A 20458-nucleotide genomic window follows, 5' to 3' on the forward strand; every position below is an offset into this window, starting at 1 on the left:
GGGAAAAGGACAAACACTTGATTTGTAGCAGAGAAAAAGTAGCCTAAAACATTATACTTTAAAAATTTAAAAATACTCTAGGTTTATAGGGGTCAAAACAAGACGCAATACATTGTGTCTGATAAAATTTCTAAACAGTCGTTTTACCGCTTCTTACTTCTTTACGTTTACCAGATCCCTTTGTAGTTATAGAAATAAACTGTACTATTCTTAATATCCAACACAAAACAGTCCCCTTCTCTTGTATAGAAATAAAATATTTCGCTTAATACCGCATGCTACTTCTCTCAGTATAATCCCATTATTATCGGTAAGTGATAGTATAGTGATAGGCTTATTTTGGTACTTTTAAGCCGATCACATGCCTATCACATGCCGACCACAAGCCGACCACCCCCTTCTGATTAGTATTATATTCCCATTTACTGACTTATATTGATTGGATTATATACAACTCTATTGCTAAAAACTGATAAGGTATTAAATGAAAAAAAGCCCAGAAATTCAATATTCAGGGCTTTAATGGTCTGCTATATCTTGTTATTTACAAACTTCGCATATACAAAATTAGCGCATCCATTTCCATTTTTGAAAAGCGCTTAGTGATCGTTAAGTTAGGTTGCATCATTGAAAAATTAGCTGGTTCAATTATTGCATCGGATTTTCCTCTTAAAAAAGCTTCTAAGTCAGCTCCAACAGCATCATAGCCTTTTACAATTTCACGAATACTCGGTCCGATCATTTTTTTGTCCGCCATATGGCAACTTGTACAATTCCCCTTTCCTCTAAAAAGCTTATCTCCCTTATCAAGTAATTCAGCCTCTGTCCATTCTTTTTGATCATCTAAGTTTGTATTTGCTTTTTGATCTTTACCACCACAAGCTACCACACTCATAAGTATAAATAACAAAGCGCCAGTTTTTATAAAATTCATCATTGTTGTTGTTTATTTGTTTGTTCAAAAATAAAAAAACAAAACATACCTAACAGTATACAAAAGCGTCCTTTTAGTGCACTTATCGGACAAAATTAAACTTTACATTCGCATATAATGCGAATAGTAGCTTAACTAAAAAATTTCATTCGCTATATCGAATAAGTAAAATTCATAAACTGCTCTTCGATTTGCTTCCTTAAAAGAGACATTGTAATGCCAAGATAGGAAGGCAAAAAACAATTTGGTTTAAAATTGGAAAAAGAATACAATAGTAGATTAGACTATCCACATAGTTATTAACATTGTTGATAACCGCCGTTAATAACAGTCCTTAAAGTGTTAACAATTGTTGATAACTTCACTTACATCACACAATAAATTCCTTTTATTAAACAATAGAATATAGATTTAAAACCTATAATACAACTACTTACGAATATTAAAACCACTAAATAGTATAGAAAAAAAGATATACACCGAATTAAGAACTAATCCCCCTTTTTCAATCCAGTATTGTGGATAACTATACGTTTATATACTATTGTACACAAGCAATAATTCAATAAAGGGAAATACTGCTTGACACGTTAATTAGTTTTCACATAGCCAGAACAAGGATAACAAGACATTTATCAACCTATTTAATTTATGACGCATAAAATGATAAATATTCTAAAATAAAAGTTAAATTTGTCAAAAATTAAAATTTCATACTATGAATCAAGAAAATTCAGCTCCAGACTTATCAAAATTAATAAGTGAATTAAAAAAAGGAAACTGGAAGATTATCGTACTCCCACTTGTACTGTGTGCAGGGATAATGTATTTCTTATACGTCTATATGCCAAACCGTCAAGAGATGAACAGAACAGATTTCTATTATACAAACTATGAGAAAGCTGAAGCTACAATCTTAGACACTTATGGTAATGGTAGAATTGGGAAAGGACAGGCAACACTGTACAAGATACAATTTGTAACAGCTAAAGGAGAAACAATCGTTGCGGAATATAGACAAGACACCTTCTTAGCAAAGGATAAAGGAGAGAAAATTGTTATCTATTACGACCCTGAAAACCCTTACGATCAAACTTCGGAAGAAAGTTACTTGGAAGAAAAGAGAATTCGCGACAAACAAGCTAACAAATAAGAAGTAAAGAATTGATAGATTTACTATCCTAATGGTAATTGGCTATTAAACAATAACAAAAAAGCTCAGTGAAATTAATCACTGAGCTTTTTCTATTTATTATACTTGATACAACTATTATTTATTCAAAAGTATTGCTGCTTCTTTAGCGAAGTAAGTTGAGATAATACTTGCTCCAGCGCGTTTGATACACGTTAATTGTTCCATCATGATCTGATCGTGGTCAAGCCATCCTCTCTCTGATGCAGCCTTTACCATAGCGTATTCTCCCGATACTTGGTACACCGCTACAGGCACATTCACAGCATCTTTCACTTCGCGTACGATATCTAAATAAGCCATACCTGGTTTTACCATAAGGATATCAGCTCCTTCTTCTACATCGTATAACGCCTCTTTTACAGCTTCGATACGATTAGCATAGTCCATTTGGTATGTTTTTTTATCTTTTGGTATTTCTACATCTGCTCTCGGTGCGCTGTCAAGTGCATCGCGGAATGGTCCATAGAATGCAGATGCATACTTAGCAGAATAACTCATGATACCTACATTCGTAAACCCTGATTGGTCTAATGCTTCACGCATACGCAAGATACGCCCGTCCATCATATCACTCGGTGCTACGAAGTCTGCTCCTGCCTCTGCATGAGATACGCTCATCTTCGTCAGCGCATCTACTGTAGGGTCATTCACTACTACTCCATTCTCGATAATACCGTCGTGTCCGTATATAGAATATGGATCTAATGCTACGTCTGGCATTACGATCATATCTGGACAAGCATCTTTTATCGCTTTGATAGCAGTCTGCATCAATCCATTAGGATTCCATGCTTCTGTACCTGCATTGTCTTTTAAATGATCACTTACTTTTACATAGATATTCACTGCGCGAATACCTACTGCATAAAGCTCTTTTACTTCCTTTACTGTCAAATCCACAGAACGTCTGAACATACCTGGCATCGAAGGAATAGCTTCTTGTACATTAGTCCCTTCTGCTATAAACATAGGGAACATAAAATCTTGTGGAGTCACGATAGTCTCTCTTACCAAACTACGAATAGACTCATTTGTTCTTAATCTTCTACCTCTTTGTAATGGAAACATAATTATTATGGTTTACGGTGAACGGTTTACAGTTTACGGCAAACAGTTTACAGTTTACGGTAAACAGTTTACAGTTAAGTGTACCCGATAATTTCTATTAAAGTTCTATTTTTACAAAAAACAATACCATAGTTTAATTTTTACTATCCATTGTTTCTCTAATTCTTTTAATCAACATAGTAAGCATCTTTTTAATACTAACAATATCGTTCTGAATTGAGTTGAAATCATTCTCATTCAAATAACCTAAGTCTTTTGATAACAATATTAAATACTCAACTTCATGTGCTGACCCCGAGGCGATATACAAATACCTAACAAGTTCCTTTTGTGTGTCTTTACCACATCCCTCAACAATATTAGTAGGAATTGACACAGTAGCTCTCCTTATTTGATCTACTAAATTATATAGTTCATAATCTGGATAACAATGTAACAACGGATACATTTTAAGCACTAATTGATGACTTAATTTCCATACGTTATAATTGCGATAATCTACCATATATTTTAAAGTATTTGGTTATAGATTTACTATTCAGCAAATCATTGATAACCAACTGCAATAAATATTCCAACATGACCAAATCTAAATGACTTAATCATTTGTTTGCACAACAATCATCTACCAAATAGTTGTGAACAGCAAATCGCTAACACCTCTACATACCTGTAAACTGTTAACTGTTTGCCGTGAACTGTAAACTATTTAACCCAATCAACAGGATTAGCTAATACCTTCAACAGTTTTTCTTCCCAACTACCATCTGCTGGATGGTGGTCATATACCCATTGTACGTGTGGTGGTAAGCTCATTAGGATAGATTCGATACGTCCATTGGTTTTTAATCCAAATAGAGTTCCTTTATCATGAACAAGGTTAAACTCTACATATCTACCTCTTCTGATTTCTTGCCATGTACGGTGTTCATCACCATAAGGGGTATCCATACGACGTTCTACGATAGGTGCATAGGCTTCTAAGAAGCTATTTCCCACTTCGGTTACGAAGTCATACCACTGTTGCATAGACATTTCTTCTGTTGCTTCTAAGCGGTCAAAGAATAATCCTCCGATACCACGTGCTTCATCTCTATGCGCATTCCAGAAATATTCGTCACATTGCTTTTTATATAATGGATAAAATGCTGGATTATGTTTATCACAAGCTGTCTTACATACAGTATGGAAATGCGTAGCATCCTCATCGAATAAGTAGTATGGTGTTAGGTCTTGTCCTCCACCAAACCAAGAACGCACTACTGTACCTTCTTTGTCATACATTTCGAAATAACGCCAGTTGGCATGTACAGTAGGTACCATAGGACTCTTTGGGTGAATCACTAACGATAATCCACAAGCGAAGAAATCTACATCACCTACATTAAAGTACTTTTGCATCGCTACTGGCAACGGTCCATGTACAGCAGAGATATTCACTCCTCCTTTTTCGAATACTGCACCATTCTCGATTACACGTGTGCGACCTCCACCACCTTCAGGACGTTCCCAAAGGTCTTCTTGGAATTTTGCTTTTCCATCTATATCTTCAAGTCCTTTTGTAATGGTATCTTGAAGTTGTTGTATATATTGATAAAATTGTTCTTTCATATTCAAATAGTGCCAATCCTACAGCAGTAGGACACTTTATAATTACAAGAATTGATACGCAGAAAATCCCCTTATGCTTTCATTATTACCACTAAATTACATAAGGTAGATACGCTAAGTTGTAGCATGAACTATGAACTGTTACAAACTACTAATCTTAGTCATAATTGCAAATGAAAATGCTTTACTCTCGTCTTGTATAAATTGATAGACAGCTTTTGCTTTTGCTTTTAACAAAGGCTCTTGAGAAGACCATTTCACTAAAACATCTCCAAATTGTTCCATATACTCCCAAGAAAAATGGAAACGCAACAAATGAGGTGCCAATTCACCATTCGCCATAACAAGCATAGACTCATAACTAAGTCCTACTTTTTTCAATTCTTCATCTAAATCCCCAATCAACTTTTTGTCTTCAGGTACAAACCCTATGGAAGATAACTTCTGTACAATAGACTCTATTCGTCTATCTTCTTCGCTTTTGGTTCCTTTGTTTAACATAGGTCAAATGATATAGTAAAACAAAAAAGCCTACGGCATACTACGGCAGGCTTTTCTGTCAATATTTTACTTGTGTTCGTATTCTTTTACCGCTTCGATAAACGCTTTTGCGTGATCTACTGGGATATGAGGTAAGATACCGTGACCTAAGTTTACGATATACTTATCTTTTCCGAATGCATCGATCATCTCGTGTACCATCTTTTTAATAGTAGGAATTGGCGACATTAGACGGCTTGGATCAAAGTTACCTTGTAATGTGATATCCCCTCCTGTGAATAAACGAGCGTTCTGTGGGCTACAAGTCCAATCTACTCCTAATGCAGACGCTTTTGACTTCGCCATCTCAGGTAATGCAAACCAACATCCTTTTCCAAATACAATAACTGGAGTGATATCCGCTAATGCTTCTACTATTTGGTTAATATACTGCCAAGAGAACTCTTGATAATCTACTGGAGATAACATTCCTCCCCATGAGTCGAATATTTGTACAGCATTTACACCTGCTTTTACCTTTTCTTTAAGGTATAAAATAGTTGTATCAGTAATCTTTTGTAATAACGTATGAGCAGCTACTGGGTCAGAAAAGCACATTCCCTTCGCTAAGTCAAAGCTCTTAGAACCTTTTCCTTCTACTGCATAACAAAAGATAGTCCAAGGTGAACCAGCGAATCCAATCAATGGTACCTCATCGTTTAACATCTCTTTCGTTACTTTAATAGCATCCATTACATATCCTAATGTCTCTTCGATATTAGGTACGATAACTTGCTCTACATCTTTAGCAGAACGGATAGGATTAGGTACCCATGGTCCTACTCCAGGTCTCATCTCTACATCAATGTTCATCGCTTGTGGTACGACTAAAATATCTGAGAATAAAATAGCAGCATCTGGTTTTACAATACGAATCGGTTGTACTGTAATCTCAGCTGCGATTTCTGGCATTCTACAACGTGTAAAAAAATCATACTTATCTCTTAATTCACGAAACTCTGGTAAGTATCTACCTGCTTGACGCATCATCCATACAGGTGGTCTCTCTACTGTTTCACCTTTTAACGCTCTTAAGAATAAATCATTTTTAATCATTTCTATTCGATTTTAATACGTCAATTTTTAGCTGACTCTATTTATAATAATCCACACAAGCTTGTAATGTAGCCTCCACTGTAGGTTGCTTCGCGATTACAATATTCTGTGTAACTCCTTTTAATGGTTCTGCGGTCGTATCTCCTATACAGAAGCACACTTCTGTCGTGATGCTGTTCTGCTGAAGATAACTCTCTATCGCTGAAGGACTGTAAAAGCACAATCCATCAATTTTATGTTCATTCTTTAATGGATTAAGCACAGTCTGATATACTGTAAACTCATTAAAGACTACACCATTCACCCTAAAAGCATCCGGCAATAAATCTCTTCTGATACTTCCACTAAAGAATGTTATCGTATTGTCTGTATAATTCTGAACAATGATAGGAGCTAATTCCTTTGCATAATGTGCCCAAGCCTTAACTTCCCAACCATTCTCCTCCAACAATTCCTTTGTTTTTATCCCCACACATAGAGCAGGTTTCTTATTCAGAACTTCTCTATATCCTTGACTAATCACACTCTTTACTGCATTCTGACTCGTAAAAAGCACATACTCATTCACCTTACTGAGATCAAAAGTTAAGTGTTCAGTTGAGATATAGTCCTCTTGTAATAACTTCACCCCTTGTATATCTAAAGCTTCAAGTGTTGTCACTTGAATTTTACGAGTAGATAAAATGGTTGGAATAAAAGACATTCTATTTTTTTAATTGTTGACGTAATTCTTCCATTAGCTTATTGGCTCCCCCTTCTAACAATTCTTTAGCTGCAAAGAAACCGAGCTTTTTCCATTCTTGAATAGGAACTACCTTACTAACTTCAAACTTCTCTTTGCCATCTAATGAAAACAATGCACCAATAAATTGAATTGTGTCATCGTGTTCATTATACATAGCGTGAGCCCCAATTGGCGCTGTACAACCTCCCTCAAGAGTTCTAAGAAACTGGCGCTCAATATGTGTAGTCATCTCTGTTTCATAATCATTCAAATGATGCAAAGCATCTAAAACAAAATTGTCATCTGCCATTGCTACTACAAGCATTGCTCCTTGAGCTGGAGCAGGAATCATCCAATCTAAATTGATAAAGTTCTTAGGTTTCTTTGCTATGCGATCTAAACCAGCTGAAGCGAAAACAGCAGCGTTCCAATCGTTATCTTGTAGCTTTTGCATACGGGTATTTACGTTTCCTCTTAGGTCGACAATCGTATGCTTAGGAAACTTGTGTAACCATTGCGCTTTACGTCTTAAACTTCCCGTGGCAATAGTTGCCCCTTTTTCAGGATCTAAGAAATCAGTATTGCCTTTGTGTAGTAGAATATCAACAGAGTTAGCGCGTTTCAGTACTGCTGCTTGCACGATACCTTGTGGCAACATAGTCGGCACATCTTTCATCGAATGAACTGCAATGTCAATTTCTTTATTAATCATCGCTACATCCAAAGTCTTTGTAAAGATGCCGGTGATTCCCATTTCATACAAAGGCTTATCTAAAACTAAATCACCTGTAGACTTTACGGGAACTAACTTAGTTTTATAACCCAATTTTTGAAGTTCACCTTCAACTTTTTTTGCTTGCCATAAAGCCAGTTCACTATCGCGTGTACCGATTCTAATAACTCTATTCATTATGATTTGTTTCTAATTGAAATACTTTCTCTATCCATTCAATACTCTGATCAACCACTGTGTCCTCATGACGAAGATGATTAGCGAATTGAGTAGTGATTTTTTGGATGATGCGCATACTTATAATTTCTGCTTGCTCTTGATCAAAGCCATCATACTTTTTGCGGTGATAATCTAACTCACCGTCTTTTATTTGCTCTAACTTAGATTTTAGTGCATGTATAGTAGGTGCAAATTTTCTCATTTTCGTCCAAGCAATAAACTCATTCATTATTTCTTCAATGATTTCCTCTGCTTGTGGAATAAACTGTCTTCTGCGTTCAAGTGTAATGTCAGTCATTTGAGATAAGTAATCCAGGTGGATTAACTCCACATTCCCCAATTCCTTTACATTCTCATTCACATTTTTTGGAATAGATAGATCCAATATCACCAAAGGTTTATTTAAACTCAACAACTGCTTATCTACAGTAGGATTCTGTGCTCCCGTAGCAACAATGAGAACATCTGCTTTTCGAATTTCAGATTGTAGATCTGCGTAATCTTTGACAATTAGATTAAACTTCCCTGCAACTTCTAAAGCTTTCTCCTTTGTTCTATTGATTAAAGTGATATGGTCATTCTGTGTATGCTTTACTAAGTTCTCACAAGTGTTACGCCCAATCTTTCCAGTTCCAAACAACAGTATATTCTTGTTAGAAATATCTTGGACATTATCCATAATATATTGAACAGAAGCAAATGATACTGAGGTAGCCCCAGAACTCAATTCTGTTTCATTCTTAATACGCTTACTTGCTTGTATTACAGCATTAACTAAACGTTCGAAGTAATTAGTTGTTAAGCCTTTCGCTTTTGACAAGTAGAACCCTGCCTTAATCTGTGCAATAATCTCGAAGTCACCCAATATTTGACTATCTAAACCAGTACCTACGCGAAATAAATGGTCTATAGCCTCTCTATTCTTATAAACATAAGCGACATTGCGAAAATCGTCTACAGTACCATTACTATTATCACACAACAACTGTATTAACTCAAAAGGGTGCTGAGCAAAACCGTAAATCTCTGTTCTATTACAAGTAGAGATAACAATTAAACTCTCAATACCGCTTCTTTTCGCCTGCTCTAATAGATTGTCTTTGGCTTCGTCATTTAAGCTAAACTTACCTCTCATTTCGGCATCTGCTTTCTTATAACTTAAACCTACAGTATAAAATGTAGACGACTTAGCCTTATCTATTCTTTCCATATTGCACTATTATTTCAAAAAAGTATACAAATTTAAAACTAAAGAATCGACAAAAGTAACGCTGTAGGGACTATTTATATCGCTCGAGGAAAAAGTTAAAAAAAATAACCATATTTAATTATTATACAGTACATTTGCAGTAATAGCAAGGCTTAACAAAGCCTTTATGTAGAATCATTCTAAATAAAAAATACAACTAAAAGTTTTTTTGATTGTCATAAAAATATCGCTATGAGTCCTATTGAAGAAATAAATATTGATTCACAATTTTCAATTTTAAGAATTGAAAATACAAATAATGAAACTATTCGTTTTGAGAAAGAAATGGGTACTGATATGATTCAATTTTACTTTTGCCTAAAAGGATCTGGTAAATTTGTATTCAATCAAGGCGCATACGCTTTAGGATTAGCAGAGGATAAATCACTATTGCTTTACAACCCTCAAAAACAACTTCCTATACACTTAGAGATAAACCCAAACACTTGGTTTATTGGCGTGTTAATTTCAATCAAGAAATTTCACGCATTGTTTTCTTCTGAAGCAGAGTTTATAGGATTCTTAAAAGGAGATAACATCAATAAAAAGTATTATCACGAAGATCAGACTTCTCCTTCTATGGCCATAGTATTGAACCAGATGTTCAACAACTATATGAATCAATCTATAAAAAACCTTTACTATACAGGTAAAACGTACGAATTACTAAGTCTACTCTTTCATCAAACAGAAGATAAGACTTTAGAGAACTGCCCCTTCCTATCAGATGAAGACGATGTAGTAAAAATTCGAAAAGCAAAAGAAATAATAATAGCGCGAATGACTGAACCACCTACACTGCAAGAACTTGCAGACACAGTAGGTATAAACATAAAAAAACTAAAATTAGGCTTTAAGCAAATCTACGGAGACTCTGTTTTCAGTTTCTTATTTGACTACAAAATGGAATATGCTCGAAAACTTTTAGAGAACGGTAATTACAATGTAAACGAAGTTGGATTGAAAGTTGGCTATAGCTCAGCGAGTCACTTTATCTCTGCTTTCAAAAAGAAATTTGGCACTACTCCCAAAAAATACTTAATGTCTATCAACACAAACAATTAAACAATGAAAGGTATATTATTAGTAAACTTAGGGTCACCTAAATCTCCAACAGCTAAAGATGTAAAACCATACTTAGATGAATTCTTAATGGACAAACGCGTAATAGACATGCCATACATTCTACGCGCTTTTTTAGTGAAAGGTATCATACTTAATACAAGACCTAAGAAATCAGCTGAAGCCTATCAAAAAATATGGTGGCCTGAAGGATCTCCCTTAATAGTAATATCGCAAAGACAACACAAAAAGGTACAAGAAAAAGTAGATATTCCAGTTGCATTAGCAATGCGCTACGGAGAACCTTCTATCAAAACAGGTATACAAGAACTCAAAAACAAAGGTGTCAACGATATCTTAATGATTCCACTATACCCACAGTTTGCAATGGCCACAACCGAGACTATTGATGTATTGGCTGCTGAAATCATAAAGAAACACTTCCCTGATATCAACTTAACTAGTTTCCCTGCTTTCTACAAACGAAAAGAGTATACTGAAGCACTTGCTGCATCAATCAAAGGACACTTGGAAGGATTTGACTATGATCATATTCTATTTTCATATCACGGTGTACCCGAAAGGCACATTAGAAAATCTGATGTTACCAAAAGTCACTGTAAAATGGACGGACAATGTTGTTCTACTGCGTCAAAAGCTCACGAGTTTTGCTACAGACACCAATGTCTAGAAACTACAAGACAGGTAACGGAACTACTTGGAATACCACAAGAAAAACACAGCTCTTCGTTCCAATCGAGATTAGGTCCAGACAAATGGTTGCAACCTCCAACAGATGCTACAGTAAATGGATTAGCTGAAAAAGGTATCAAAAAGCTTGCTGTTGTAACACCTGCTTTCGTAGCAGACTGTTTAGAGACATTAGAAGAAATAGGCATGGAAGCACATCATGAGTTTTTGCAACACGGAGGAGAGGAATTTAGAACAATCCCTTGTTTAAATGACGATGAAATGTGGATAGATGCAATGGTTACCTGGATAAACGAATGGAAATCTAAATAATTATGTTTTACTTTTACTTAAAAGCACTACACATCATCTTCGTTGTATGTTGGTTTGCAGGCTTGTTCTACATCGTACGCTTATTTGTATACTATGCTGAAACAAAGGATATGCCTGAACTACAATCCAGCATCTTACGTGAGCAATATACAATTATGACCAACAGGCTGTGGAATATTATTACATGGCCTGCTGCCATATTAGCAACCATTTTTGGCGCTTGGATGCTTGTCGAACAACCATTTTGGCTACAACAACCTTGGATGCACGTCAAACTACTATTTGTAGCTCTGCTATTTGTATACCACTACACCTGCCACCTATTTGTCAAACAGATAAACGACAGAACTTTAACTAAGACTTCCTCTTTTTTCAGAATATGGAATGAAGGAGCAACAATAATTCTATTTTCTGTAGTTTTTTTAGTAATTTTAAAAAGCGCAGTAAATTGGATATTTGGAGTAGTGGGAATTGTAGGATTGTCAATTCTCTTAATGTTGGGCATAAAACTCTATAAACGAATAAGAGAACACAAAAACAACTAATGAAAGATGAGTTTCTTTTAAAGAATTTTTCCTTAAGAAATAGAATATTTTTTTCACTTATTTTCTTGAGTATCATTTCTTCTGTATTGATATCTGCAGTATCAGTTTATCAATTCAGAGAGGAAGCTCGTAATTATCACCAATATAGATTAGAGCGAAAGGAATTAGCGATTAATGAAAATATAAACTATATCCTAACAACCACAAGTTACCCTGTAACAACGGAGAACCTTGCTCTGATCTTTAAAGACAAAATACACGAACTCGCAGCAATACACGATACAGAGATTAATATCCATGACTTAAGTGGGAATATGATCATATCTTCCAGGGGAAATTTTTCTGTAGACAACATCTCCAATACGCTATCACCAATAGTCCTAAGAACGATACAACTATCACATAACAAAAGATTTGTAGACATACAAGATCTCGATAAAAGCCGCATTAGAATTGCCTATAGCTTCTTAAAAGACAATAAATTCAAACCGCTGGGAATTTTAAAGATCCCTTATGAAGAAAAGACTGAATTTTACGAAAATGAAATACAAAATTTCATGGTAAAGTTTGGTCAAGTCTACGTTATCATGCTTATTATGTCAATCGCTATTTCATACTTCCTTTCAAACTACATCATACAGAGTTTAAAAGACATCAGCATTAGAATAACAAGCACAGAACTTGGTCAGAAAAATGAGAAAATAGAGAATACTTCTACCAGCAAGGAAATCACGGCTTTAATAAACGCCTACAACGACATGGTCGACAAGCTCGAGGACAGTTACCACAAGCTCGCTCAAACCGAAAGAGAACAAGCTTGGAGAGAAATGGCTAAACAAGTAGCGCATGAGATTAAAAACCCATTAACTCCAATGCGTCTTACAGTTCAGAGTTTTGAAAGAAAATTTGATCCACAAGATCCAGATATACGCGCTAAACTAAAAGAATTTAGCTTAGTACTTATTCAGCAGATTGACACCATGTCATCAGTAGCAACAGCTTTCTCAAGCTTTGCCTCAATGCCCGCACAAAAAGACGAAACAATCAATGTAGTCAAAACAGTTAAACTATCATTAGATATCTTTAACGAACCTTATATCACATTTACAACTACTAAAGATGAAATCATTTCGAAAATTGACCAAACACAATTAATCAGAATTATTACTAACTTAGTCAAAAATGCGATTCAGGCGATTCCAGAAGATACAGTGAAACCAAGTGTAGAAGTAAGCATTGAACAAGAAGCAAACGATGTAATTATTAAAGTTACTGACAACGGAACAGGAATATCGCAAGAAAATATCAACAAAGTCTTTGAACCAAAATTTACAACAAAAACAAGTGGTATGGGACTTGGCCTTGGTATTATAAAAAATATAGTAGAAAATTATAACGGTAGTATCACCTTCACAACCAAGACAAATATTGGGACAACTTTCACTGTGAGATTACCAATTTTAAGCAATGATAACAATTAAAATAAATATAGAATGAATTACGAAAATATTTTAATCGAAAAAGAGAATAAAATAGCCATTATAACAATAAATAGGCCTAAAAGTCTTAATGCCTTAAACAAACCAACAATAGAGGAGTTACACAGCGCTTTGAAAGCACTGGAGTTAGAGAAAGAAGTAAGAGTTATTATCTTAACTGGAAGCGGAGAAAAAGCCTTTGTTGCAGGAGCAGATATCAAGGAGTTCTCAGATTTTAATATGAGTGAAGGATCCCAATTGGCAGCTAAAGGGCAAGAGTTGCTTTTTGATTTCATACAAAATCTAAACAAACCAGTGATTGCAGCTATTAATGGTTTTGCATTAGGAGGAGGATTAGAGTTGGCAATGGCATCGCATTTCCGTATTGCATCAACAAATGCTAAAATGGGATTACCTGAAGTAACATTAGGACTAATACCAGGATATGGAGGAACACAGCGTTTGCCACAGTTAATAGGAAAAGGAAGAGCAATGGAAATGATAATGACTGCAGAAATGATTAATGCTGACAAAGCTTTAACTTATGGCTTAGTAAACCACGTAGTAGAACAAACAGAACTGCTTGACTTCACTAAAAACATCGCAAACAAAATCGCCAACAACTCAGCAACAGCAATTGGAAGAGCAATCAAATCTATCAATGCAAACTACAGAGACGGTATAAATGGTTTCCATGAAGAAATCAAGAACTTCGGTGAGTGTTTTGAAACAGAAGACTTCACAGAAGGAACAACAGCTTTTATAGAAAAGAGAAAAGCCGAGTTCAAAGGAACAATGTAACAAAATAAAAAGGTCGAAGCTTAATAAACTTCGACCTTTTTAATTATAAATATAAAATGGATATTTCTAACAGATAAAACTCCTAAAAGTTTTGTTGGCCTACTAGGACTCGAACCTAGAACGACTGAACCAAAATCAGCTGTGTTACCATTACACCATAGGCCAATACCTTTTGCATTCTAAAGCAGAACTGCTTCTGTATTGCGGTTGCAAATGTAGTATATGTTTAACAACATTCCAAAATATTTTTGAGGTTTTGTATAGCATAAAAACTAACAAACTCATTATCAATACTGATGTAAATAAAATTTAACATTTAGTAAACAAAAACTTCTGGAACATAAAAAAAGCCCTCTATAAAAGAGGGCTTCGTTGGCCTACTAGGACTCGAACCTAGAACGACTGAACCAAAATCAGCTGTGTTACCATTACACCATAGGCCAATACCTATTTTCGCATTCTAAAGCAGTACTGCCTCTGTATTGCGGTTGCAAATGTACTACATTTTTTATATTCACCAAATTTTTAGTTCAAAAAAATTAATTTTTTCTAATTCAAGTAAAAGACACAAAAAAAATCTTTTCTTTGTAAGTATAATATCTTAAATATTCAAGCAACTACACTTATGTTAACATTCAATTACAAAAAGTGGAATATCATAGGAGGATGGATATGCTTCCTTATCGCTTTAATTACGTACACTTTAACAGTCGAACCTACAGTAAGCTTTTGGGATCCGGGAGAGTATATAGCAACTTCAGCTAAATTACAAGTAGGACACCCTCCAGGAGCTCCAGGTTATCAAATGTTAGGAGCATTCTTTTCCCTTTTTGCAACTTCACCAGATAAAGTTGCCTTAATGGTAAATATGGTTGCTGTACTATCAAGTGCATTTACAATCTTATTCATGTATTGGAGTAGCACTAACTTAATTAAGAAAATAGTAGAAAAAACATCTGAATGGAATACAAGCAATGCATTCGTGGTACTTGGGAGTGCTGCAGTAGGATCACTTGCTTTTACCTTTTCAGACAGCTTTTGGTTTAGTGCCGTTGAAGCAGAGGTATATGCATCTGCCATGTTTTTAATTTCTCTACTACTCTACCTTGGTTTGAGATGGTACGATGATTTAGACAAAGAAAATGGTGATCGATGGCTTTTACTTATTGCCTTAGTAGCTGGATCTTCTTTTGGAGTACACTTAATGGCCTTATTGACAATTCCATCTATTGTGTTATTGTATTACTTTAAACAATATCAAAAAATCACTATTAAAAACTTTATAATTGGAAATATAGCTGCAGTTGCGATATTATTCTTCTTATTTGCATTCTTATTTCCAAAGCTGCTTGCCCTTTTTGGTAAGACAGAAATCTTCATGGTTAATTCAATGGGATTGCCATTTAACAGTGGTACAATTATAGCTTTCTTACTAATTGTCGCATTTTTTGTTATCACATTGAAGTATACCAAAAAGCACAATTATGTAAAAGCGAACACTATAATATTAGCACTTCTTTTTGTATGTATTGGATTGACGTCATGGATTATGTTACCTATTCGAGCGAACGCAAAAGTGGTAATCAATGAAAACACGCCATCAGATGCTGCAGAGCTCCTTGCCTATTACCAACGTGAACAGTATGGTGACGAAAGTATCTATTACGATTCTTATTTTACAAAGAAATATGTTGGCTTAGATGAAAATAATCCCTGGAAAGATGAAAATCCAAACTACGAAAGAGATTATAAAACTGGTAAATACATTATAGTTAATGAATGGCAAAATGCTGGTCAAAACTATAATAGCACACACAAAGGCTTTTTACCAAGACTGTGGAGTACAGATCGAAATCACCGCATCAATTATATGCGTTACACTAAACCACTGAGCTTTGAGGTTAAACCAGAAGTAATCAGTGCGATGGCACAGTACCCACAATTACAACAAGTAGTTCAAATTTCGAAAAGTGTACAAGAAGCAATCGATAAAGGAGAAATCGGTATCGAAGGTTTAGATAAATTTTTAGATCAATACGGACAATATCTTGATATCGAAGTTCCGAGTTTTGGTAGCAATATGTCCTATATGTTCGAGTATCAGTTTGGCTATATGTTTTGGAGATACCTGATGTGGAATTTCGTAGGACGTCAAGATGATATTCAAGGTCAAGGAGAAGCTCTTCACGGTAATTGGATTAGTGGAATCAAGCCTTTAGATGCTTTGAGATTAGGTAACCAAGACGAACTAACTCCAGATAGCTTAAATAACAAAGGAAGAAATACATACTTTTTCTTGCCGTTTATCTTTGCATTAATAGGAATAGTATTCCACTACCGAAAAGACCCTAAAATGTTTTGGGTATTACTTGTGTTGTTCCTATTTACAAGTTTTGCATTAAAGATATTCCTAAACGAAAGACCTTTTGAACCACGTGAAAGAGATTACGCAGTTGTACCTGCCTTTTACGTTTTTGCAATGTGGATAAGTTTTGGAGTATATAGTATCTACGAGGGAATTAAGAAATACGCTTCGCCAAAGGTTGTTGGACCAGCAATAGTAGGACTATCATTATTAGCCGCACCAGTACTAATGGCTTCACAAAACTGGGATGATCACGATCGATCAGACCGATATACAGCATTGGCAAATGCAAAGGCGTACTTAGACTCATGTGATAAAAACGCCATCTTATTTACCATTGGTGATAACGACACATTTCCCCTTTGGTATTTACAAGAAATAGAAGGTTATAGAACTGATGTGCGCGTTGTATGTACAAGCTTACTACCGCTTGACTGGTACATTGACCAAATGAAAGCAAAAGCATATGACTCTGAGCCATTGCCAATCAAGTTTACCCATGATCAATATGTTGGTAATAAAAGAGATGCATTAATCATACAACCTATGGTACAAGAAAGATTAGATATTAATCTTTTTATGAGCTTCGCCCGATCAGACGACAAACGATTACAGACTAAATCAGAGGCAGGAACAACGTTGTACTTATTGCCTACAAACAAGATAAGTATCCCTGTTGATAAAGATATCATCAAGAAAAACAATATTGTTTCACCTTATTTAATGGATCAAGTTGTAGACTCATTAGAAGTAAACATCTCTGAACAAGCAATCTACAAGCACCGATTAATTATGCTTGATATCATTGCAAATAACAATTGGGAAAGACCTGTTTATTTCTCAGGAGGAAGTTTTAATGATGATGATTTCGTTTGGATGAAGAACTACTTACAACTTCAAGGTTTAATATACAAACTTGTCCCAATTAAAACTTCAACAGAAAGTGGTCATCCATTAGACTTAGGAGGAATCGATGCAGATAGAATGTACACTAATGTCAAGTCTTGGTACTGGGGAAATATGGGAAGTGACAAAATATACCATGACCCACAAACAAGAAGAAACGCACTTAGTTATAGAATTAACCTTGCTCGTTTAATGGAACAGCTGTTAATTGAAAACAAAGAAGACAAAGCAAAAGAAATAATTGATATTGCTATGGAAAATATGCCTATAGAATACTATGGCTATTACCAGTTAGTTCAGCCGTTTGTTGAAGGTTATTACAAAGTTGGCGAAAAAGAAAAAGCGAGAGAAATGACAACAGTACTCGCACAGAAATCAAAAGAGCAATTGAACTATTTCAATAGTTTGAAAATAGACGAAATAAACTACTATCAATCAGAGATTGTAGAACAGATAGAGATCTGGAGACAACTTGTCTTGATAGCAGAAGAAGAAGATCCTTCATTCTATGCCAAATTGAAAGAAGAATTCAATGAATACAATGCTAAGTTTCCGCAGTTTAGAAGACATGGACTATAGTAAATAAGTTAACAAAAGGCGATAGTAAATACACTATCGCCTTTTTCTTTATACCTTTGCACATTAATTAATTAAATGTATACAATGATCGAGAATAAAAATCAATCACGAACAAGTTTAGAACAATTAGGCGAGTTTGGTTTAATAGAACATCTTACAAAGGACTTCCCTATCCAGCAAGAATCCACGATCAAATCAGTAGGTGATGATGCTGCTGTTTTATCTTTTGAGAAAGAAAAAGTAGTTGTATCTACAGACTTATTGATAGAAGGCGTACATTTTGACTTAGCTTATGCTCCCTTAAAACACTTAGGATACAAGGCTGTAGTTGTAAATATATCAGATATTTGCGCTATGAATGCTGTTCCGACGCAAATAACGGTTTCTATAGCAGTATCTAACCGTTTCCCATTAGAAGCGTTAGAAGAATTATACGAAGGAATTAAACTGGCATGTAATTACTACAAGGTAGATTTAGTTGGAGGTGACACAACTTCTTCTCAAACAGGACTAATAATCAGTATTACGGCAATAGGTAAAGCAAATGAAGACGAGATTATCTATAGAAGTGGTGCTGGAGATAACAACCTGTTAGTTGTATCGGGAGATATCGGAGGAGCATATATGGGATTGCAAGTTTTAGAAAGAGAAAAACAAGTATTCTTAGTCAACCCAAATAGTCAACCAGATTTATCGATGTATGATTACATCATAGAAAGGCAGCTTAAACCCGAAGCGAGAACTGACATAAGACAATTACTAAAAGACTTAGACGTTCACCCAACTTCAATGATTGATATATCAGATGGTTTATCTTCTGAAATCTTTCACCTGTGCAAACAGTCCAAAGTAGGATGCAATTTATATGAAGATAAGCTACCTCTTGATCCTCAATTTATAAATACATGCGAAGAATTCAACATTGATTCTACCACAATGGCTATAAATGGAGGAGAAGATTACGAACTTCTTTTTACTATCAAAATGGAAGATTTTGAAAAAGTAAAAGCGAATCCCAATCTAACGATAATTGGACACACAACGCAAGAGAGCGAAGGGTTACATTTAATCACAAGAGCAAATACAAAAATTCCTTTAAAAGCAAGAGGATGGAATCCTTTAGCAAATAATGAAGAAGAATAAAACACAAAGAGGTTATTTTCAAAGCGAAAGTAACCTCTTTGCATATCCCCCAGTTCAAACTTCTTTATCCCGCAAAACCAAGCGTGTTGCTCAATTCCAGAATACTCAAGCACCAATTGGCTTATAACCTAATAAGCCATAGCTCATTTTCACCAACAATCTCCATATCATTACTTACCTGCTTTCTAATTGTGAAACAGTAACAAATACACCTAAAATACCTTATAAAAAAACAAACAAAAAGTTTGAACGTTTAGACAAAGGAAACAAATCGATGAACGTCATATAGACTCACCACAAGAGCCAATTACCAAACTGCAGCAGACTTTACAAACATATATTTCAATACTCAGAGAACAGAGCTCTCTCCTACTAATACTGTTTTAACTTACATATCACCACTTTGGACTTTAATACTTCATTAGCCTAATAAATGTCAAAAACTGCTACTGATACAAAGAACTTCTCCTTTGAAAGCACTAACAAAGTACCTTTATACTCTTTTGTGCAAAAACAAATCTTTTTTCATACATACTATTCACTAAATAAAGTAAAAACTACCCACCTACACCCAAATGCAGTTCTTTCACGGTGCCTTTTTAATCATCATAAATAAGTCAAAATGCGAACAAAAAGCAATATATCAAACTAAAGAGGTCTAAAGATTAAATTTTCAACAAATATTATTTATATATCGCACATTTATTTATATTTACAAATACCAAAAACTATAAAATAACAATGAATAAAACGTATCAACTAAAAGTAGGTGGTGATGCTGTTTTTGAAAGTGAGAATTTATTACATACAAACATCAATTCCGCAAAAACAGGGATAGACTCATATCATGTCTTAAAGGACAATACTTCGTATGAGGCAAAACTTCTATCTAAAGATTTTAATACTAAAAACTACATTGTTTCAGTAAATGGCAATACATACACTGTAAACATTCAAACCGATTTAGACAATCTAATCAACAAGCTTGGTTTCGCATTGAATTCGACTAAACAAGTCAATTCAATAAAAGCACCTATGCCTGGGCTTATCTTAGACATAGTAGTAGCGGTTGGCCAGGAAGTACAGGAGAATGACAATTTACTCATTCTTGAAGCCATGAAAATGGAAAACAACCTAACTTCTCCAAGAGCTGGAAAAATCAAGGCTATTAACGTTAGCAAAGGAGCTACTGTTGATAAGGGATTAGTATTAATTGAATTTGAGTAG

The 20458-nt window shown here is 34.9% G+C and carries 18 protein-coding genes and 2 tRNA genes; 9 read left to right on the forward strand and 11 right to left on the reverse strand.

The window, feature by feature from the left end; all coding sequences use genetic code 11:
- Positions 1 to 544: 544 nt before the first annotated feature.
- The gene (locus GOQ24_RS06270; RefSeq protein ID WP_155091540.1) at positions 545 to 937 is read right to left on the reverse strand and encodes a c-type cytochrome; all 393 of its coding nucleotides are present in this window, start codon (positions 935 to 937) and stop codon (positions 545 to 547) included.
- 715 nt (positions 938 to 1652) lie between these two features.
- Between GOQ24_RS06270 and GOQ24_RS06275 the strand changes: the two genes are divergently transcribed.
- Positions 1653 to 2087, forward strand: coding sequence for a DUF3592 domain-containing protein (locus GOQ24_RS06275; protein WP_160339311.1), 435 nt, complete (start codon positions 1653 to 1655; stop codon positions 2085 to 2087).
- Between the two features lie 117 nt (positions 2088 to 2204).
- On the opposite strand, the gene hemB is transcribed toward GOQ24_RS06275, so the two are convergent.
- The 8 genes from hemB to hemA form a co-directional block, all read right to left on the reverse strand.
- Positions 2205 to 3197 (reverse strand): porphobilinogen synthase, encoded by a 993-nt coding sequence (gene hemB, locus GOQ24_RS06280; protein WP_160339312.1) that lies wholly within the window; start codon positions 3195 to 3197, stop codon positions 2205 to 2207.
- 133 nt (positions 3198 to 3330) lie between these two features.
- On the reverse strand, positions 3331 to 3702 hold the full coding sequence (locus GOQ24_RS06285; protein ID WP_160339313.1) for a four helix bundle protein: 372 nt from the start codon (positions 3700 to 3702) through the stop codon (positions 3331 to 3333).
- Between the two features lie 200 nt (positions 3703 to 3902).
- Positions 3903 to 4808 carry an oxygen-dependent coproporphyrinogen oxidase gene (hemF, locus tag GOQ24_RS06290; RefSeq protein ID WP_160339314.1) on the reverse strand — a complete coding sequence of 302 codons (906 nt, stop codon included), beginning with the start codon at positions 4806 to 4808 and terminating at the stop codon, positions 3903 to 3905.
- Positions 4809 to 4949: 141 nt separating this feature from the next.
- On the reverse strand, positions 4950 to 5309 hold the full coding sequence (locus tag GOQ24_RS06295) for a hypothetical protein (RefSeq protein WP_155091544.1): 360 nt from the start codon (positions 5307 to 5309) through the stop codon (positions 4950 to 4952).
- A gap of 66 nt (positions 5310 to 5375) precedes the next feature.
- Positions 5376 to 6404: a uroporphyrinogen decarboxylase gene (hemE, locus tag GOQ24_RS06300; RefSeq protein ID WP_039328658.1), complete on the reverse strand. Its 1029-nt coding sequence runs from the start codon at positions 6402 to 6404 to the stop codon at positions 5376 to 5378.
- 37 nt (positions 6405 to 6441) lie between these two features.
- A complete protein-coding gene (locus tag GOQ24_RS06305; RefSeq protein ID WP_160339315.1) occupies positions 6442 to 7107 on the reverse strand; it encodes a uroporphyrinogen-III synthase in 666 nt (221 codons plus the stop codon).
- Between the two features lies 1 nt (position 7108).
- A complete protein-coding gene (gene hemC, locus GOQ24_RS06310) occupies positions 7109 to 8038 on the reverse strand; it encodes a hydroxymethylbilane synthase (protein ID WP_155091546.1) in 930 nt (309 codons plus the stop codon).
- Complete coding sequence (gene hemA, locus GOQ24_RS06315; protein ID WP_155091547.1) at positions 8031 to 9290, reverse strand: glutamyl-tRNA reductase; 1260 nt, start codon at positions 9288 to 9290, stop codon at positions 8031 to 8033. The genes hemC and hemA overlap by 8 nt, the downstream gene beginning before the upstream one ends.
- Before the next feature lie 231 nt (positions 9291 to 9521).
- Here hemA and GOQ24_RS06320 point away from each other — a divergent pair, with 231 nt between their 5' ends.
- The 5 genes from GOQ24_RS06320 to GOQ24_RS06340 are packed head-to-tail and all read left to right on the forward strand — an operon-like array spanning position 9522 to position 14238.
- Positions 9522 to 10394 carry a helix-turn-helix transcriptional regulator gene (locus GOQ24_RS06320; RefSeq protein WP_155091548.1) on the forward strand — a complete coding sequence of 291 codons (873 nt, stop codon included), beginning with the start codon at positions 9522 to 9524 and terminating at the stop codon, positions 10392 to 10394.
- Between the two features lie 3 nt (positions 10395 to 10397).
- Positions 10398 to 11414 (forward strand): ferrochelatase, encoded by a 1017-nt coding sequence (gene hemH / locus GOQ24_RS06325; RefSeq protein WP_160339316.1) that lies wholly within the window; start codon positions 10398 to 10400, stop codon positions 11412 to 11414.
- A 2-nt stretch (positions 11415 to 11416) separates the two neighbouring features.
- Complete coding sequence (locus tag GOQ24_RS06330) at positions 11417 to 11959, forward strand: CopD family protein (RefSeq protein WP_160339317.1); 543 nt, start codon at positions 11417 to 11419, stop codon at positions 11957 to 11959.
- A complete protein-coding gene (locus tag GOQ24_RS06335) occupies positions 11959 to 13440 on the forward strand; it encodes an ATP-binding protein (protein WP_160339318.1) in 1482 nt (493 codons plus the stop codon). The genes GOQ24_RS06330 and GOQ24_RS06335 overlap by 1 nt, the downstream gene beginning before the upstream one ends.
- Positions 13441 to 13452: 12 nt before the next feature.
- Positions 13453 to 14238 carry an enoyl-CoA hydratase/isomerase family protein gene (locus GOQ24_RS06340; protein ID WP_160339319.1) on the forward strand — a complete coding sequence of 262 codons (786 nt, stop codon included), beginning with the start codon at positions 13453 to 13455 and terminating at the stop codon, positions 14236 to 14238.
- Between the two features lie 94 nt (positions 14239 to 14332).
- On the opposite strand, the gene GOQ24_RS06345 is transcribed toward GOQ24_RS06340, so the two are convergent.
- Positions 14333 to 14403, reverse strand: a tRNA-Gln gene (locus tag GOQ24_RS06345).
- Between the two features lie 207 nt (positions 14404 to 14610).
- Positions 14611 to 14681 (reverse strand) — tRNA-Gln (locus tag GOQ24_RS06350).
- Between the two features lie 182 nt (positions 14682 to 14863).
- Between GOQ24_RS06350 and GOQ24_RS06355 the strand changes: the two genes are divergently transcribed.
- The 3 genes from GOQ24_RS06355 to GOQ24_RS06365 all read left to right on the forward strand — a co-directional run bounded on the left by GOQ24_RS06355 (position 14864) and on the right by GOQ24_RS06365 (position 20458).
- Complete coding sequence (locus GOQ24_RS06355; protein ID WP_160339320.1) at positions 14864 to 18088, forward strand: DUF2723 domain-containing protein; 3225 nt, start codon at positions 14864 to 14866, stop codon at positions 18086 to 18088.
- Positions 18089 to 18172: 84 nt separating this feature from the next.
- Positions 18173 to 19231, forward strand: coding sequence for a thiamine-phosphate kinase (gene thiL, locus GOQ24_RS06360; protein ID WP_160339321.1), 1059 nt, complete (start codon positions 18173 to 18175; stop codon positions 19229 to 19231).
- A 741-nt stretch (positions 19232 to 19972) separates the two neighbouring features.
- On the forward strand, positions 19973 to 20458 hold the full coding sequence (locus GOQ24_RS06365) for an acetyl-CoA carboxylase biotin carboxyl carrier protein subunit (RefSeq protein ID WP_155091555.1): 486 nt from the start codon (positions 19973 to 19975) through the stop codon (positions 20456 to 20458).

Origin of the sequence: Myroides sp. LoEW2-1 (genome assembly GCF_009767705.1) — a bacterium.
GTDB classification, from domain to species: domain Bacteria; phylum Bacteroidota; class Bacteroidia; order Flavobacteriales; family Flavobacteriaceae; genus Flavobacterium; species Flavobacterium album_A.

What these genes read in the sequence shown, in the direction of transcription:
- GOQ24_RS06270 (WP_155091540.1), bottom strand. Translation starts at nt 937, where the DNA reads ATGATGAATTTTATAAAAACTGGCGCTTTGTTATTTATACTTATGAGT.
- GOQ24_RS06275 (WP_160339311.1), top strand. Translation starts at nt 1,653, where the DNA reads ATGAATCAAGAAAATTCAGCTCCAGACTTATCAAAATTAATAAGTGAA.
- hemB (WP_160339312.1), bottom strand. Translation starts at nt 3,197, where the DNA reads ATGTTTCCATTACAAAGAGGTAGAAGATTAAGAACAAATGAGTCTATT.
- GOQ24_RS06285 (WP_160339313.1), bottom strand. Translation starts at nt 3,702, where the DNA reads ATGGTAGATTATCGCAATTATAACGTATGGAAATTAAGTCATCAATTA.
- hemF (WP_160339314.1), bottom strand. Translation starts at nt 4,808, where the DNA reads ATGAAAGAACAATTTTATCAATATATACAACAACTTCAAGATACCATT.
- GOQ24_RS06295 (WP_155091544.1), bottom strand. Translation starts at nt 5,309, where the DNA reads ATGTTAAACAAAGGAACCAAAAGCGAAGAAGATAGACGAATAGAGTCT.
- hemE (WP_039328658.1), bottom strand. Translation starts at nt 6,404, where the DNA reads ATGATTAAAAATGATTTATTCTTAAGAGCGTTAAAAGGTGAAACAGTA.
- GOQ24_RS06305 (WP_160339315.1), bottom strand. Translation starts at nt 7,107, where the DNA reads ATGTCTTTTATTCCAACCATTTTATCTACTCGTAAAATTCAAGTGACA.
- hemC (WP_155091546.1), bottom strand. Translation starts at nt 8,038, where the DNA reads ATGAATAGAGTTATTAGAATCGGTACACGCGATAGTGAACTGGCTTTA.
- hemA (WP_155091547.1), bottom strand. Translation starts at nt 9,290, where the DNA reads ATGGAAAGAATAGATAAGGCTAAGTCGTCTACATTTTATACTGTAGGT.
- GOQ24_RS06320 (WP_155091548.1), top strand. Translation starts at nt 9,522, where the DNA reads ATGAGTCCTATTGAAGAAATAAATATTGATTCACAATTTTCAATTTTA.
- hemH (WP_160339316.1), top strand. Translation starts at nt 10,398, where the DNA reads ATGAAAGGTATATTATTAGTAAACTTAGGGTCACCTAAATCTCCAACA.
- GOQ24_RS06330 (WP_160339317.1), top strand. Translation starts at nt 11,417, where the DNA reads ATGTTTTACTTTTACTTAAAAGCACTACACATCATCTTCGTTGTATGT.
- GOQ24_RS06335 (WP_160339318.1), top strand. Translation starts at nt 11,959, where the DNA reads ATGAAAGATGAGTTTCTTTTAAAGAATTTTTCCTTAAGAAATAGAATA.
- GOQ24_RS06340 (WP_160339319.1), top strand. Translation starts at nt 13,453, where the DNA reads ATGAATTACGAAAATATTTTAATCGAAAAAGAGAATAAAATAGCCATT.
- GOQ24_RS06355 (WP_160339320.1), top strand. Translation starts at nt 14,864, where the DNA reads ATGTTAACATTCAATTACAAAAAGTGGAATATCATAGGAGGATGGATA.
- thiL (WP_160339321.1), top strand. Translation starts at nt 18,173, where the DNA reads ATGATCGAGAATAAAAATCAATCACGAACAAGTTTAGAACAATTAGGC.
- GOQ24_RS06365 (WP_155091555.1), top strand. Translation starts at nt 19,973, where the DNA reads ATGAATAAAACGTATCAACTAAAAGTAGGTGGTGATGCTGTTTTTGAA.